This is a genomic window from Cohnella sp. 56 (assembly GCF_037963805.1).
Taxonomy (GTDB): domain Bacteria; phylum Bacillota; class Bacilli; order Paenibacillales; family Paenibacillaceae; genus Cohnella.
In genome coordinates this window covers 485,726-502,536 of the sequence record NZ_JAZDQE010000004.1, presented here as the reverse complement: position 1 = coordinate 502,536, position 16,811 = coordinate 485,726, and the positions used below count along the sequence as shown (strand labels likewise).

Sequence of the window (16,811 nt, the reverse complement as noted above, 5' to 3'; positions counted from 1 at the left end):
AGAGCAAAGCAGCCAATCTAGGCGAACGGTTGGCCCAACACAAGGGGCCCATTCTTCGTTTTCTTCGCAATGCCATCGTTCCATTCGATAACAACCAGGCCGAGCGTGATATCCGCATGAACAAGGTAAAACAAAAAGTGTCCGGTGCCTTCCGCACAAATGAAGGCGGCGATATTTTCGCAACCATCCGTAGTTTCATTTCTACTCTTCTCAAGCAGAACCTTCCGCTTCACGCCTCTCTCGCAGCTGCCATGCGCGGCCATTTCTCTTTTTGAACACCTAAGTAGTAACTGTGCGACATCGTTATGTGCCGGAAACCCGGCGCGCGGCCTGGAATAACGATGTGCGACATCGTTATGTGCCGGAAAATCGCCTGCAGCACCATAAAATCAAGCAAGCACGGCATCCTGGTACGCCCGATACGGGGGCAGACAGGGATGCCGTGCTTTATTATTGTGCGCGGCCCTGGTTATCCCGTCACTCATAGAGCCGTCTGAACTTGTCCGGCGGCATCCCGGTCTTGCGCCTGAACGTCGCCACGAAGTGGCTGGCGTCCCGGAACCCGGCGAGCGCGGCGATTCGGGCGACGGTCACCTGCGGCGTGCCGATCAGCATCTCCTTGGCTTTGCGCATCCGCAGATCGATGAGGTAATGATACGGCGATTGCCCGAACGCACGCCGGAACAGCTCGTTCATCGAACTGGCCGGCATGCCGAGCACCTCGCGCATCTCGGCCAGGCCCGCGTCCGGGTCGGCGTAGCGCTGCTCCATCCACTCGATCAGCGGCTTCAGCTTCGCCGAGGCGCGATCGACGGAGTCCTGGCGGCCCGATGTGCCGTGGCGCTTGAGCATGAGCAGGAACCGGTAAGCGTCCGCCGACGCATCCAGACCGAACAGATCATCATCCGCTTCGATGCGGTCCAGCATCGCATGGAGGTAGCCCTCCAGCGGGGAGTCGGGCGTCCAGCGAATCGGGGCTGGCTCGATCAGTCCGAGCGCGAGCAGCATGGCGCCTGCAGCCGGTCCGCCGAATGTGAGATAGGCGGTCTCCCATAGCTCGGAGACAGGCTCATAGGCATGCGGCACTTCCGGCGCGACGAGAATGCCTGTGCCCGCGGGCAGGGCGAAGCTGTGCCCTCCGACGGTGAAGACGCCCTCCCCGCTCACGGTCTGCAGCCAATGGTACCATGGGTAGCCATCCGCTCTGCCGATCCGCCGATCCTCGCGCACGATGCCGATCGTCTCGACGGACAGGGGCAGCATGCCTGCTTGCCCGTACGGGATCGCGAATCTTCTGTAAGCCTGCATCCGAACCTTTCTCCTTCGTTGTTTTCTTATATATGTCCGGGAAAAGATTATATTCAGCAGGAAGTGATCGCGAGTTAGAATAAACATATTATTATATTCTAAAGGATGTGCCGCGAGATGATCAATGACAAGCTGCCTAAGATCTGGTACGGAGGCGACTACAATCCCGAGCAATGGGACGCGGATATATGGGCCGAAGACGATCGCATGTTCAAGCTGGCCGGCATCGATATCGCCACCATTAACGTCTTCTCCTGGGCGCTGATTCAGCCCGACGAGCATACTTACGACTTTACGTCGCTTGATGAGACGATCGAGCGCCTCTACCGCAACGGCGTGTATGTATGTCTGGCGACAGGCACAGGCGCGCATCCCGCTTGGATGGCCCGCCGGTACCCGGAAGTGCTGCGCACCGACTATCACGGCCGCAAGCGCAAGTTCGGCGGCAGGCACAATTCCAATCCGAACAGCGACGTATACCGGCGCTTCGCGAAGACGCTGGCCGGCAAGCTTGCCGAACGCTACAAGGACTATCCTGCCGTACTCATATGGCATATTTCCAACGAATACGGCGGATACGACTACAGCGAGCAGTCCGAAGCGGCGTTCCGGGTATGGCTGCAGGCGCGGTACGGCACGCTTGAGGCGCTCAACAAGGCGTGGAATACGCGATTCTGGGGCCATACGTTTTACGACTGGGAGGAGATCGTGCTGCCGAATGCGCTGAGCGAGGAGTGGGACGGCAATCGCACGAATTTTCAGGGCATCTCGCTCGACTTCCGCCGCTTCATGTCGGACAGCCTGCTCGAATGCTACAAGCTCGAGTACGACGAGATCAAGAAGCATACGCCGCATATCCCGATTACGACGAACCTGATGGGCTTGTACCCGGAGCTGGATTATTTTAAATGGGCTCCGCATCTCGATGTGATCTCCTGGGACAACTATCCGTCGTTCGATACGCCGGTCAGCCTGACGGCGATGACGCACGATCTGATGCGCGGCCTGCGTCAGGGACAGCCGTTCATGCTGATGGAGCAGACGCCGAGCCAGCAGAACTGGCAGCCGATCAACTCGCTCAAGCGTCCTGGCGTCATGCGGCTGTGGAGCTACCAGGCGGTCGCCCGCGGCGCGGATACGGTCATGTTCTTCCAGCTTCGCCGCTCGGTGGGGGCATGCGAGAAGTATCACGGCGCCGTGATCGAGCATGTCGGCCATGAGCATACCCGCGTCTTCCGCGAATGCGCGGCGCTGGGCGCAGAGCTCGGCAGGCTCGGCGACCGGCTGCTCGATGCCCGAAGCGGGGCCCGCGTCGCCATCTTGTTCGATTGGGAAAACCGCTGGGCGCTCGATCTGTCGAGCGGTCCGACCGTCCGTCTCAAGTATGTCGACGAGGTTCACAAGTATTACGATGCGCTGTTCAAGCAGCATATTCCGGTCGACATGATCGGCGTGGAGGACGAACTCGGCCAATACGAGATCGTGATCGCACCGGTGCTGTACATGGTCAAGCCGGGCTTTGCCGAGCGGGCGGCTGCGTTCGCGGCGGCGGGCGGCACCTTCGTCACCACGTTCTTCAGCGGCATCGTGAACGAGAGCGATATCGTGACGCTCGGCGGCTACCCGGGCGAGCTGCGCAAGCTGCTCGGCGTGTGGGCGGAGGAGATCGATGCGCTGTTCCCCGAGCAGAAAAATTCGATCGTCGTCAAGGACAAGGGTCAGGGGAGGCTGTCCGGCAGCTACGATTGCGGCATCCTGTGCGACCTGCTGCACACCGAGAGCGCCCACGTGGTCGCCGAGTACGGCTCTGACTTCTATGCCGGCATGCCGTGCGTCACAGTCAACCGGTTCGGCGAGGGCGAAGCCTGGTATGTTGCCTCCAGCCCAGAGCCGGCTTTCCTCGAGGATCTGCTCGGCCAGCTCTGCGAAGACAGAGGGATTCTGCCGCTCGTCAGCGCGCCTGCAGACGTCGAAGCGACCGTGCGCGTCAAAGGGGAGGAGCGCTTCTTGTTCCTGCTCAATCACGGTTCGGAGGAAGCTTCGGTCAGGTTCGATACGGGCGGCATTGACTTGCTGTCCGGAGAAGAAGCTGCGGGGCAGGTCCGGATACCTTCGAAAGGCGTGGCGATCATCGCGCAGCGGTCATAACTTCTCCCTGAGCATGAATAGCATGTGAGCGGCACGGGCATTCTAATGTCCGACAGGAGGTGGAAGATATGGCGGATCGTGAACAGGTCGTTGCCGTACGCAAAAACGGCGATGGCGACATCGTGGAGCTGAAGCTGTCTTCGGGCCAGGTGGTCGGTTACAAGGAAGCGCAGCAGATGGCCAAAAACGATCAGATCGATAACGTCAACGTGTTCCGGGGCCGCGACGGCGACGAGCATCTTCGCTCCAATCCGGACGGGCGGGAAGACAACAACCTCGACAACTTGCCTCTATTCTGACAGCAGCGCGCATTAGACGCCGCTTGACCGGCTAACGGTCGGGCGGCGTTTTGCGTATGCCTGCACGTCACCACATGTACATACAACTTTTGTCCGATTTTAAGCTGGCACACGAAAATTACGTTGAATTCTTTTGAGTTTCAAGCTAATATTAGCGTAAAGGTACGTACAAGTTGCATCGCTTATCATTCGCTTCATATTCCGTTCATTCCAGGGAGGCCGTCACATGCTTCAAACGAAGCCCTACACCTTTTGGTTCATTACCGGCAGCCAGCATCTCTACGGACCCGAGACGATCGAGGAAGTCGCCGCGCATTCCCGCGAGATTGCGGCGGAGCTGACGGGACGGGTGTCGTACCCGGTGCTGTTCAAGCCGGTCGTCACGACATCCGATGAGATCCGCCGCGTGCTGAACGAGGCGAATGCGGACGAGCACTGCGCAGGCGTCATCACGTGGATGCATACCTTTTCCCCGGCCAAGATGTGGATCGCGGGCCTGACCGAGCTGCGCAAGCCGCTGCTGCATCTGCACACGCAGTACAACCGCGACATTCCATGGGATACGATCGACATGGACTTCATGAATACGAACCAAGCCGCGCATGGCGACCGCGAGTACGGCTTCATCGGCGCCCGGCTCGGCATCGCCCGCAAGATCGTGGTCGGCCATTGGTCGGACGGCGCCGTGCAGGCGCGCATCGAATCCTGGCAGCGGACCGCTGTCGCCTGGTGCGAGAGCAAGACGCTTAAGGTCATCCGGTTCGGCGACAATATGCGGCAGGTCGCGGTGACCGAAGGGGACAAGGTCGAAGCGCAGATCAAGTTCGGCTGGTCGGTCAATACGCATGGCGTAGGCGACCTTGTGCAATACGTTGAGGCGGTCACGGACGCCGAGGTCGACACGCTGCTCGGGGAGTACGAGGAGCGGTACGAGATTGCCGAAGCAGGCAAGAGCGAAGGCGCCGTACGCCGGGCGATCGCCTACCAGGCGCGTCTGGAGATCGCGCTCAAGCGTATGCTGGACGAAGGCGGCTTCACCGCGTTTACGACGACGTTCGAGGACTTGCACGGACTGGAGCAGCTGCCCGGCCTCGCCGTCCAGCGTCTGATGGAGCAAGGCTACGGCTTCGCCGGCGAAGGCGATTGGAAGACCGCTGCGCTCACGCGGCTGATGAAAATTATCGCGGACGGCAAAGACACCTCGTTTATGGAAGATTACACGTACCACTTCGAGCCGGGCAACGAGCTGGTGCTGGGCGCCCATATGCTGGAGGTATGCCCGACCCTTGCGGCCGCGAAGCCGCGCATCGAGGTCCACCCGCTCGGCATCGGGGGCAAGGCGGACCCGGCCCGTCTCGTCTTCGACGGCAAGGGCGGCAAGGCGCTCAATGCCTCCATCATCGATCTGGGCAACCGCTTCCGGCTGATCGTGAACGAGGTCCAGGGCGTATCCGTCGACCGCGAGATGCCGAAGCTTCCTGTGGCCCGCGTGCTGTGGAAGCCCGAGCCGTCGCTCGCAGAAGGCGCCGAAGCCTGGATTAGGGCTGGCGGCGCGCATCACACGGTCTACTCGTTCGTCGTGACGACCGAACAGCTGCTCGACTTCGCCGAGCTGGCCGGCATCGAGGCCGTCGTCATCGACGCTTCGACCCGTATGCGCCAGCTTGCCAACGACCTGCGCTTCGGCCAGATCGCGTGGAATAAATAAGCGCACCTCGTTCCTTTTCATGCTTCCTGCTTGCTAAGCCGCCTAAGCCGCCTTGCGCAAAGGCGGCTTTTTGACATCCTGGAAAGCATATGACCGCTTGTCATGGAGCGGATATTTCAGGAGCAGCAGGGCTTGGAAATCAGCCATATTTCACATAACGGACACCGATTCGACACTTTTTCGACGCGTGATTGCGTCTTAATGTCACAAATTGGACAAGAGGAAGCGGGACGGCGGAGTCGAATTTTGTCTATTAGATAGTCTGATTGGATAATCGAAAAGCGGAGGACTAGACAATGGAAAAGAAACTGGGCATCGTCGCTAAAATGGTTATCGGCATCACCCTGGTGTCCGGCATCACCTATGCCACGAGCGCTCTCGTGCTGTTGAAGCTGAAAACCTGGTTTGATTTTATGCCCTCTTGGGTTTTCGTACTTTTGACGCTGGCGCTGGGCGTTTTCTGGACGGGGCTGTTCGGATTTTTTGCCGCCAGATGGCTGCTGAAGCCGCTGCTGTCTCTGACCGGCGCGGCCAAGGAGGCGGAGCGCGGCAACCTCGGCGTCCGTGTCCACATATCGCCGACCGGCGACGAGCTCTCACAGCTCGGCGAAGCGTTCCAGTGCATGCTCAGCCGGCTCAAGGCGATCACCGGCGGCATCACGGACAACTCGGCGCAGACGGATCAGCATATCGGCGAGCTGCAGACCGCGATCTCCGAGGCGGCGCAGCGGATCGAAGAGATGTCCCGGCATGCCGAGGAGATCACGGCGGGCACGGAGCGTCAATTCGCGTCGGCGGAGTCGATGCAGGAGTCGGTGGAGCGGCTCGCGATCGCGGCCAGGCTGGCCGACGAACAGGCAGCCGCCGCGCGTGACAAGGCGGAGCATATGAACAACACCGTCGCGCACAGCGAGGCGGTATTCGGCTCCATGGTATCGGGCATGGAGCAGCTGGCCGAGCAGAACCGTACCGCGCTCGAGATCGTGAAGCGTCTGAGCGACAATGCGGACAAGATCGGCTCGATCTCGAACGTCGTCGGCGATATCGCGGAGCAGACGAACCTGCTCGCGCTCAACGCTTCGATCGAGGCGGCCAGAGCCGGCGAAGAAGGCAGAGGCTTCGTCGTCGTCGCCCAGGCGGTGAAGACGCTGGCGGGACAGAGCGGCAGCGCGGTCAAGGATATCCGGCAGCTCATCGCGCAGATTCAATCCGAGGTCGCCGCCTGCGTCCAGCATATCCAGCGCCAGGCCGGCGTGGCCGAGCGCGAATCGGAGCAGGGCAAAGCTTCGGCCGAGGCGTTCGGCGTCGTGGCGAAGGAAGCCGCCGAGGTCGGCGGGCTCGTGGAGCAGATCGCCCAGCGCATGTCCGAGCAGGCGGACCAGGTCGGCAGGGCGCTCAGCGAGGCGCGCCGCGTCGCCGACGTGGCCAGCGCCATCCGCGAGGGGGCCGAGCAAGTATCGTCGGCATCGCAGGAGCAGACGGCCGTCATGCAGGAGATCGCGGCTTCCTCGGAGTCGCTGCGCGCCAAGTCGCTGACGCTCAAGTCGCAGGCGTCCTTTTTTAATGCATAGCCCGATTTTGAACAACCTCACGCATCGGTTCTATCGGACTGACGCGGGAGGTTATTTTGTTTGCGGCAATTTCCGTTAAAATGTAAAAATCCCGGGTGAAATAAAAAGAGAGTTCCACTATAATAGACGTAAAGCAATAGTCTTATGTGAGGAAAAGTAACAGAATTTTGACGCGTTTTGGCGATTGCGCCGCGCCGTCTGTAGGGGGAGTGGGCATGACAGCCGATACGGCATCGCTATCGATGCACGATTTGTATTTGTACAACCATGGCGAATTGTTCCGCGCCTATCGGACATTCGGCGCGCATGAGACGGAGCGGGACGGTACGCGGGGGACGCGGTTCGCCGTATGGGCGCCGCGCGCGAGAGAGGTTCGCGTCGCAGGCGACTTCAACGGCTGGAGCGGAGGCGGACATCCGCTGCGGGCTGCGGGCACGACGGGCGTGTGGGAGGCCTTCGTGCCCGGCATCGGCGAAGGAGAGGCCTACAAGTACGAGCTAGTCGATGCCGCCGGGAACATGTTCCTCAAGTCCGATCCGTTCGCGTTCCGTTCGGAGTTAAGGCCGGGAACCGCTTCCATCGTAGCGAATCTGGATAAATATAATTGGGAAGACGATGCATGGCGGGAGGGGAGACGACGAAGCAAGCCCTACGAGAAGCCGATGCTCATCTACGAGGTCCACCTGGGCTCGTGGCGGATCGACGGTCCTGAGCAGTTCCGGTCGTATGAAAGGCTTGCAAACGAGCTCGTCGATTATGTCGCGGATAACGGGTATACACATATTGAGATTCTGCCGCTCACGGAGCATCCGTTCGATCGATCCTGGGGTTATCAGACAACCGGGTACTACGCCGCGACCAGCCGCTACGGACATCCGGACGGCCTCAAGAAGCTCGTGGACCGCTGTCATCAGCGCGGGATCGGCGTGATCCTCGACTGGGTGCCGGGCCACTTTTGCAAGGACGATCACGGACTGAGACGATTCGACGGGCAGCCGCTCTACGAGCCGCAGGATTGGCGCTTGGCGGAGAAGCCGCTGTGGGGCACGCTGGCGTTCGACTTCGGCAAGCCCGAGGTGCAGAGCTTCCTCATCTCGAACGCGCTGTTCTGGATGGACGTGTATCACATCGACGGCATCCGGGTAGACGCGGTGGCGAGCATGATCGATCTCAACTTCGACAAGCCGCCGGAGATGCACACGAGAAACAAGCGCGGCGGCACGGACAATCTGGACGCGCTGGCCTGGATCCGCAAGCTGAACGAGGTCGTGTTCCGTTATTATCCCGACGCGCTCGTCATTGCGGAGGATTCGTCGGCCTGGCCCGGCGTCACCTCGCCCGTCTATCTGGGCGGGCTGGGCTTCAATTACAAGTGGAACATGGGCTGGATGAACGACATGTTGAAGTACATGGAGACGAATCCGCCGAACCGGCCGCAGCTGCACAATCTCGCGACGTTTTCGATGATGTATGCTTACGCCGAGAATTATGTGCTCCCGCTGTCCCATGACGAAGTCGTGCACGGCAAGCATTCGCTGCTGAACAAGATGCCGGGCAGCTACGAGCAGAAGTTCGCGAACCTCCGGCTGTTCTACGGCTACTGGATGACCCATCCGGGCAAAAAGCTGCTGTTCATGGGCGGAGAATTCGGCCAGTTCGACGAATGGAAGGATATGGGCGAGCTCGACTGGCCGGTGCTCCGCTACCCGCTGCACGATTCGATGAGGCGGTTCACCCGCGATCTGGGCTCGCTGTACAGGTCCGAGGCCGCCCTGTGGGAGCTGGACCACTCGCCCGAAGGCTTCAAATGGATCGATGCGGATAATGCCGCCCAGAGCGTGCTTACTTATATCCGGTTTGGCAAGAAAAAGAAATCACATCTCGTCGCCGTGTGCAATTTCTCGGAGACGGCGTATCCGGTATTCCGAATGGGCGTGCCGGACGGCGCAGTCTACCGGCTGGCGCTGAGCAGCGACACCGCCGATTACGGCGGCTCGGGTGCGAAGATGCCCCGCCGTTACCAAGCCGAGCGATCGCCCCGGCACGGCCAGCCTTTCAGCATGGAGATCGTTCTGCCTCCGCTGACGTTCCTGCTCTTCGAGCCGGATCCGTCCGTAGAGGTCTAACGCGCAGCACAATTCCAGGAGAGCGGGGAGAGCACGATGGCTAAGAGCGAATGTATTGCCATGCTGCTTGCCGGCGGCGAAGGCCGCCGGCTCGGCGTATTGACCAAGGATCTTGCCAAGCCCGCCGTGCATTTCGGGGGCAAGTACAGAATCATCGACTTTACGCTCAGCAACTGCGTGAATTCAGGGATCGATACCGTGGGCGTCCTGACGCAATATCAGCCGCTCGTGCTTAATCAATATCTCGGCATCGGCAGCCCGTGGGGGCTCGACCGCAGAAGCGGGGGCGTGCATATTCTCCCGCCGTACGTCCGTTCCAAGGGCGGCACATGGTACAAAGGCACCGCCAACGCCATCTATCAGAACATGGGATTCATCGAAGGCTACGATCCCGAGTACGTCCTTATCATATCCGGCGATCATATTTACAAGATGGATTACGATGAGCTGCTCGAGTCTCACAAGCGCAACCGGGCGGACGCTACGATCGCCGTCATCACCGTGCCTTGGGCGGAGGCGAGCCGCTTCGGCATTCTCAGCGTCGACGAGCAGGACCGCGTCGTCGAATTCGCGGAGAAGCCGAAGCAGCCCAACAGCAATCTCGCCTCGATGGGCGTCTACATTTTCAACTGGAAGGTGCTCAAGGAAGCGCTCGTCCGCGACGAAGCGACGCCCGGCTCCTCCAACGACTTCGGCAAGGACATCATCCCGACGCTGCTCAAGGACGGCGCGCGCCTGTTCACGCACCGGTTCGACGGCTACTGGAAGGATGTCGGCACGATCGACTCGCTCTGGGAGGCCAATATGGACCTGCTCGACGAGCAGCCCGCGCTGAACCTCAACGACCGCGAGTGGCGCATCTACTCGGTCAATCCGAACCGCCCGGCGCATTATTTGTCGCCCGAATCGACCGTGCAGAGCTCGCTCATCAACGAGGGCTGCGTCGTCCGCGGCACCGTCAACCGCTCGGTGCTGTTCCAATGCGTCACCGTCGGCGAAGGCAGCTTCATCGAGGATTCGGTCATCATGCCGAATGCGACCATCGGCCGGGGTGCGCGTATCATCCGCGCCATCGTCGGGGACGGGGCCATCGTCGGCGACGGCTGCGTCATCGGCAGCGTCGATTCCGAGGACATTGCCGTCGTCGGCAGCGGCGACCATATCGAAGCAGAGACCGAACGCGAGGAGGTAGAGACCGTATGAAGCTGCCGCTGATGGGCGTCATCAACCTGATTCACGAGACGGAGGACATGGGCCCGCTCACGAGCGGGCGGTGCCTCGCGACGGTGCCGTTCGGCGCCCGCTACCGTCTGATCGACTTCGTGCTCTCCTCGATGGTGAACTCCGGCATCCACAAGGTCGCCGTGTTCGCCCATACCAAGTACCGCTCGCTGATGGACCATCTCGGCTCGGGCAGCAACTGGGACCTGCACAGCAAGCAGAGCGGCCTGTTCGTGCTGCCGCCGTCGATGGAGGATCAATCCGACTTCGGCAAGGGCGATCTCTATCAGTTCTACCGTCACCGCGACTACTTCGCGCGCAGTCCGGTGGAGTACGTCGTCATCGCGCGCAGCCACATGGTATGCAATATCGACTTTGCCAAGGTGCTCGAGCAGCACCAGGCCCGCGGCTCGGACATCACGGTCGTATGCAAGGACTGGCCGGATGCGCACACCGGGCTGACGCGCAAGGCAAAGCTGGATGCGGACGGCCGGATCACGGATATGCAGGACCACTTCGGCAGGCTCGCGAGCGACGTCGTGTCGATGGAGATGTACGTGCTGCGCAAGGAGCTGCTGCTCGACCTGGTCGACACCTCGCTCGCCCAGGGCAAGGATCATTTCGTCAGACATGCGGTCATGCCCCGGCTGGGCGAGCTGAAGGTCGACGCCTACATGCACGAAGGCGTGCTCGGGGTCGTGAACAATATCCCGTCCTACTACAAGCACAGCATGGAGCTGCTTGATCCGAAGGTGTGGAACGAGCTGTTTTTTGAGCCGGGTCCGATCTTCACCAAGGTCAAGGACGAACCGCCTACGCGCTACCGCGCGGGCTCGTCCGTCACGGGCTCGCTCGTGGCGAACGGCTGTGACATCGAGGGCCGTGTCGAGGGGAGCATATTGTTCCGGGGCGTCAAGGTGCACAAGGATGCGGTCGTGCGCAACTCGATCATCATGCAGAACGGGGTCATCGGCGAACGCGGCCTGCTGTCCAACTGCATTCTCGACAAGGAAGTGGAGATTCAGAGCGACCGGCAGCTGATGGGCGCGTCCGATCTGCCTTATATCGCGCTCAAGCGCAAAGTCATCTAGCGTCGGCTGCTTGTCCAAGCGATAGATATCGATAATAAAGATAGAAATCAAGCGGTTGGAGGTTGTTGCATGAATGTCTGGTTCGTGGCGTCGGAGGGCGTGCCTCTCGTGAAGACGGGAGGCCTCGCCGACGTCATCGGAGCTCTGCCCAAGGCGCTTGCCGGACGCGGCATCGACGTCACCGTCGTGCTGCCGAAGTACGGCAGCATTTCCGGCGCCTATCTGGAGAATGCGGTGTTCAAAGGCTATTACTATATTACGATGGGCTGGCGCAGAGAATATTGCGGACTGCTCGAGGTCGTGGCGGACGGGGTCCGCTTCCTGCTCATCGACAATGAATTTTACTTCAGACGCGAATCTCCGTACGGCTACGGCGACGATGCGGAGCGCTTCGCGTTTTTCAGCTTCGCGGCCGTCGAGGCGATGCTGCGGGAGCCGCAGTTGCCCGATGTCGTGCACTGCCACGACTGGCAGACGGGACTCGTGCCATTTCTGTTGCGAACCCGGTATGCCTACGATGCCGCCATACAGCGCGTGAAGACGGTATTTACAATCCACAACCTGCAGTATCAGGGCGTGTTCTCGCGGGCGGTGCTGCAGGACCTGCTCTCCGTCGGCGACGACGCCTTCACGGGCGACAGTCTCGAATTCTACGGCGCGGCCAACTGCTTGAAGGCGGGGCTTCGCTTCGCGGACAAGCTGACGACGGTCAGTCCCACCTACGCGCTCGAGATTCAGACGGTCGAATACGGCGAAAAGCTTGACGGCGTGCTGCGTCAGCGCGCGGGCGACCTCGTCGGCATCCTGAACGGGATCGACACGGTGTCCTACGATCCGATGAAGGACCCGGCGCTGCAGGTGCGCTACCGCGACTCCCTCGCCAAAAAGCGGCTGAACAAGCCGGCGCTGCAGCGCGAGCTCGGTCTCGCCGAAGACGCCGGCGTCCCCCTCATCGGCGTCGTCTCCCGCATGGTCGGACAAAAGGGCTTCGATCTGATTCTGGACAGCCTGGAGGGGCTGATGCGCGAGGGCGTCCAGCTCGCCGTGCTCGGCTCCGGCGATCCGCATTACGAGCATCTGCTCGGTGAAGCCATCCACCGCTATCCCGGACAGGTGGCCGTATGGTTCGGCTTCAACGAAGGACTCGCGAGGCGCATCTACGCCGCTTCGGATATGTTCCTGATGCCCTCCCGCTTCGAACCGTGCGGACTTAGCCAGCTCATCTCGCTTCGCTACCGGACGGTGCCGATCGTGCGGGAGACAGGCGGTCTCAAGGACACGGTCGAGCCGTTCAACGAATTCACGGGCGAAGGGACGGGCTTCACCTTCGGTCCTGCGAGCGCGCACGATATGATGTACACGGTGCGCAGGGCTTTGCGTTTCTACCGGGAAGAGCCCGAGGTCTGGAAGCGCATCGTGAACAACGGCGCGAAGCGGGACTATGGCTGGGGTAGCTCGGCCAAGCAGTACGAACTACTATATAGAGAGCTCGTTAAATAGAGGACGGTCCGCAGCAGGACGGTCCAATAGGAGAGGGGAATGCTGGCATGGCCCGACATCTCGTGATCGGCAACGGCAAGATGCTCATCAATCTCGACGATCATTGTTTCATCCGCGATCTTTATTTCCCGTTCGTAGGCCAGCTCAACCATATCGGCGGCCAGCAGTGCCGGTTCGGCATCTGGTGCAACGGCTCCTTTGTCTGGCTCGACGATCCTTCCTGGCGCATCGAGCTCGGTTATATTGAAAATTCGCTCGTCACGAACGTGATCGCCAGACATGACGGACTCGGACTCGAGCTGTACGTCAACGACGGGATACATCAGCGGGAGAGCATCTATATGAAGCGGGTCGTCGTTCGCAATCTGACGGGGGAGTCGAAGGACGTACGCGTGTTCTTCCACCAGGATCTGATGATCGACGGCAACGAGGTCGGCGACACGGCGGCATACTACCCCATGAACCGCACCGTGTTCCACTACAAGCGGTCCTCCTACTTTATGTTCAACGGCCGCTCCCAGGCGGGGGGCGGCATCTACCAGTTCACCACCGGCATCAAGCGGTTCCATTCGGCCGAAGGCACCTGGCGCGACGCCGAGGACGGCGAGCTCATGGGCAATGCGATCGCGCAGGGCTCTGTCGACAGCACGATCAGCTTCAGGCTGGAGCTGCCCGGCAATGCCGAGAGCTCGCTGTATTACTGGATGTCCGTCGGCAGCGATCTGGAGGAGGTCAAGCGGCTCGACCAGTACGTGCTGGAGAGCCATCCCGAGAAGCTGCTCAGCCGCATCGTCATCTACTGGAATCATTGGCTGACGAAGGTCGGGACGCAATACCACTTCGGCGACCTGTCGCCGGAGGTGGTGCGGCTGTTCAAGCACAGCCTGCTCATCGTGCGGACGCAGATCGACGAGCGGGGCGCGATTCTGGCGGCCAACGACACCGACATCCTCCAGTACAACCGCGACCACTACAGCTATATGTGGCCGCGCGACGGGGCGCTGATCGCGGACGCCATGTCGCTGGCCGGCTATCACGGCACGATCGCGCCGTTTTTTCACTTCTGCAACGACGCGCTCGCGCCCGAAGGGTACCTGTACCACAAGTACAACCCGGACGGCACCGTCGGCTCGAGCTGGCATCCGTACGTCGTGCACGGCCTGCCCCGGCTGCCGATTCAGGAGGACGAGACGGCGCTCGTGCTGTTCGCACTCTGGAAGGATTACGAGCGTCACGGCGAGATCGAGCTGCCCCAATCGTTGTATCCGACGCTCGTGCGCAAGGCGGCCTCCTTCCTGTGCGACTATATCGAGCCTTCGCTTGGCCTGCCGCTGCCCAGCTACGATCTGTGGGAGGAGCGCTACGGCATCTGGACGTACACGGCATCGTCCGTCTACGGCGGCCTGATGGGCGCCGCATACTTCGCGGACCTGTTCGGCGACTACGAGCGCAGCGACCGCTATCGCAACGTTGCGGAGCGGATCAAGCTCGGGATGCTGACGCATCTGTGGGATGAGGAATCCGGCCGCTTCGCGCGCGGACTCGCCCTGCGGGACGGCAAGTGGGAGAAGGACATGACGATCGAGAGCAGCGTGTTCGGGCTGTTCGAGTTCGGCGTGCTGCCTGCGAGCGACGACCGTGTCGTCCGGACGATGCAGGCGATTCAGCAGGGGCTGTCGATCAAGACGGACGTAGGCGGCATCGCCAGATACACCAACGATTATTATTTCCAGCAATCTGACGATCTCGAGCGCATCCCCGGCAATCCGTGGATTATCTGTACGCTGTGGGTCGCGTACTTCCAGATCGAGACGGCGACCAGTCTGGCCGATCTCGAAGCGCCCCGCACGACGCTCGAGAAAATCGTGAACGCTACGCTCGAGGGCGGCAACATGCCGGAGCAGATTCATCCGACGCAGGGCACGCCGCTCTCGGTGGCGCCGCTGACCTGGTCCCATGCGACGTACGTCAAGACCGTATGCCTGTACGTGCGCAAGCACGAGGAGCTTGCCGCCAGAGCCTAGAGCGATCGCGGCCTCGCGGCAGGCAGCATAGGGCAGGCCCGTTGGACGTGATAGGCAGCCATCCCGAGACCTTTGTCGGCGGGGTGGCTGTTTGTTTGCGGCGCTCATCCGCAACTTTTTCCCCCGAATCGGTGTAGTAATAGTGATTGGATTTGGAAGGAGTTGTTCGCCTATGACCAGGAGCCGCGCGCAGCCGAAGTCCGAACCGTTGTTTACGCCGATATTTCTAGTCCTATGCTTCACCTCCTTTTTGTGCTTGATGATGCTCGTCGTGAGATCCGCCCAGATCGGCGACGACCGGTACCGGTTCCTGCTCTGGAATCTGTTCTTGGCCTGGCTCCCGCTCATCGTATCGATGGCCGCGTCCGGGGCCGACCGGCTGCTGTCGGGACTGCCGTCCGCCAGAGGCCTGGTGCTGGCGGTGCTCGGCGTCGGCTGGCTGCTCCTGTACCCCAACGCGCCTTATCTGACGACGGATTTTATTCATTTGATCATGAATCCGGTCTACAGTTGGAGACAGTCGACAGGTTCGCTGCTCGTATGGTACGATCTCGTCGTATTTTTTTTGTTTGCCTGGTGCGGCCTGCTGCTTGGCTATGAATCGATGCGTCAGTTCCATCGTCTGGTCGGCAGCCATCTGGGCGCTGCGGCGGGCTGGCTGTTTATCGTTGCGGTTTCCTTTCTCGGCGGCTTCGGCGTCTATCTAGGCCGCGTGATCCGCCTTAACAGCTGGGATGTCATCTTCAGTCCGTTCCGGCTGCTGGACAGCGTGCTCGGCGGCATCAATGCGAACGGCTTCATATTTACGATGCTGTTCGGGGTGCTGATCCTGATCGTGTATTTGTCGTTATATTGCCTTCGATTCATGGGAGGATTCCGCCCGCACGACATTGTCGGGAACGGTCCGCCGAGTTATCATAATAGTTAAGGCAGATGCTGGGAGGCGGAATTCATGAGTTTTTTCAAAAAGTTGACGGAAACAGTGAGCAAGGGCGTCTCCTCTGCCACGGAGAAGGCGCAGCAGACGGTTGAGATCACGAAGCTTCACTCGCAAATATCCGGCAAGCGCAAAGAGATCGACCGCAAGTATGCCGAGATCGGCGAAGCCGTGTACAAGGCCTATTTGAGCGGCGATCTGTCCGCGGCGGAGGTAGACGTCATTCCCGCGTGCCAGCAGGTCGCGGACCGCGAACGGGACATCGATGCGCTCGAGGATCGGATTCGCGAGCTGCGCAACGAAAAGGAATGCGAGTGCGGACAGCGCGTGCCGTTCCAGACGCGGTTCTGCCCGGCCTGCGGCAAGCCGTTCCCGGAGCAGGCTCCCCCGCCTGCGGTTGACGAGGGCGAATTGTCCGTGCTGCAGGAGACGCCGACCGACGCGGAGCGTGCGATCGAAGTGTTCCCCGGCGAGGAAGAGGACGTGCGTGCATGGGAGCAACCGGACATCGATGGGGACGACGCGAGCGTGAGGCAGGCTCAGCCTGAGAGCAAGCCGGAGGAGCCTGTCGTACACATCTGCACGGCCTGCCAGGCCGAGATGCCGGAGGAGGCGCGGTTCTGCCAGGATTGCGGCAACCCGATGTACCCTTAACCGGCGACGGCGTAGCGGGATTGAAAAGCAAATGGCGAAGGCTGCATAAGCGCGAGATAGGCGCGCTCATTGCAGCCTTTTTGCTGTGCCGTTTTATGTAACTTCATTCGATTTACGTGATGGAATGTGACGTAAATTATGAGGAATCATAAAAATATTGCGCCTTTTCTATAATATTTGAAGACATTCGCTTGTTTATGTTATAAAATATAACATAACAATTG

Annotated in this window: 13 protein-coding genes; 12 read left to right on the top strand and 1 reads right to left on the bottom strand. The window is 60.5% G+C overall.

The annotated features are described in order from the left end of the window. Positions 1-275 (top strand): IS66 family transposase (locus VQ071_RS10675; RefSeq protein WP_340513965.1); only part of this gene is annotated, 275 nt, incomplete at its 5' end. A 202-nt stretch (positions 276-477) separates the two neighbouring features. Here the strand turns inward: VQ071_RS10675 and VQ071_RS10670 are convergent. Next, positions 478-1,308 (bottom strand): AraC family transcriptional regulator, encoded by an 831-nt coding sequence (locus VQ071_RS10670; RefSeq protein ID WP_340513964.1) that lies wholly within the window; start codon positions 1,306-1,308, stop codon positions 478-480. A 117-nt stretch (positions 1,309-1,425) separates the two neighbouring features. Here VQ071_RS10670 and VQ071_RS10665 point away from each other — a divergent pair, with 117 nt between their 5' ends. The 11 genes from VQ071_RS10665 to VQ071_RS10615 all read left to right on the top strand — a co-directional run bounded on the left by VQ071_RS10665 (position 1,426) and on the right by VQ071_RS10615 (position 16,587). Next, positions 1,426-3,456 carry a beta-galactosidase gene (locus VQ071_RS10665; RefSeq protein ID WP_340513963.1) on the top strand — a complete coding sequence of 677 codons (2,031 nt, stop codon included), beginning with the start codon at positions 1,426-1,428 and terminating at the stop codon, positions 3,454-3,456. A gap of 68 nt (positions 3,457-3,524) precedes the next feature. Beyond that, entirely contained in the window at positions 3,525-3,755 is a 231-nt protein-coding gene (locus VQ071_RS10660) for a DUF3892 domain-containing protein (protein ID WP_340513962.1), read from the top strand. A 226-nt stretch (positions 3,756-3,981) separates the two neighbouring features. Then, positions 3,982-5,463, top strand: coding sequence for an L-arabinose isomerase (araA, locus tag VQ071_RS10655; RefSeq protein WP_340513961.1), 1,482 nt, complete (start codon positions 3,982-3,984; stop codon positions 5,461-5,463). 296 nt (positions 5,464-5,759) lie between these two features. Continuing rightward, positions 5,760-7,034 carry a methyl-accepting chemotaxis protein gene (locus VQ071_RS10650; RefSeq protein ID WP_340513960.1) on the top strand — a complete coding sequence of 425 codons (1,275 nt, stop codon included), beginning with the start codon at positions 5,760-5,762 and terminating at the stop codon, positions 7,032-7,034. A gap of 215 nt (positions 7,035-7,249) precedes the next feature. Then, positions 7,250-9,160 carry a 1,4-alpha-glucan branching protein GlgB gene (gene glgB, locus VQ071_RS10645; protein WP_340513959.1) on the top strand — a complete coding sequence of 637 codons (1,911 nt, stop codon included), beginning with the start codon at positions 7,250-7,252 and terminating at the stop codon, positions 9,158-9,160. Positions 9,161-9,196: 36 nt separating this feature from the next. After that, positions 9,197-10,363 (top strand): glucose-1-phosphate adenylyltransferase, encoded by a 1,167-nt coding sequence (locus VQ071_RS10640; RefSeq protein WP_340513958.1) that lies wholly within the window; start codon positions 9,197-9,199, stop codon positions 10,361-10,363. Further along, positions 10,360-11,472, top strand: coding sequence for a glucose-1-phosphate adenylyltransferase subunit GlgD (gene glgD / locus VQ071_RS10635; RefSeq protein WP_340513957.1), 1,113 nt, complete (start codon positions 10,360-10,362; stop codon positions 11,470-11,472). Before VQ071_RS10640 ends, glgD begins: the two co-directional genes overlap by 4 nt. A gap of 69 nt (positions 11,473-11,541) precedes the next feature. Then, positions 11,542-12,972 (top strand): glycogen synthase GlgA, encoded by a 1,431-nt coding sequence (glgA, locus tag VQ071_RS10630; protein WP_340513956.1) that lies wholly within the window; start codon positions 11,542-11,544, stop codon positions 12,970-12,972. 47 nt (positions 12,973-13,019) lie between these two features. Beyond that, positions 13,020-14,996 (top strand): glycoside hydrolase family 15 protein, encoded by a 1,977-nt coding sequence (locus tag VQ071_RS10625; protein ID WP_340513955.1) that lies wholly within the window; start codon positions 13,020-13,022, stop codon positions 14,994-14,996. A gap of 172 nt (positions 14,997-15,168) precedes the next feature. Further along, on the top strand, positions 15,169-15,924 hold the full coding sequence (locus tag VQ071_RS10620) for a DUF1361 domain-containing protein (protein WP_340513954.1): 756 nt from the start codon (positions 15,169-15,171) through the stop codon (positions 15,922-15,924). Positions 15,925-15,948: 24 nt separating this feature from the next. Then, positions 15,949-16,587, top strand: a complete 639-nt coding sequence (locus VQ071_RS10615) for a zinc ribbon domain-containing protein (RefSeq protein WP_340513953.1) — start codon at positions 15,949-15,951, stop codon at positions 16,585-16,587. The last annotated feature ends 224 nt before the right edge of the window (positions 16,588-16,811 follow it).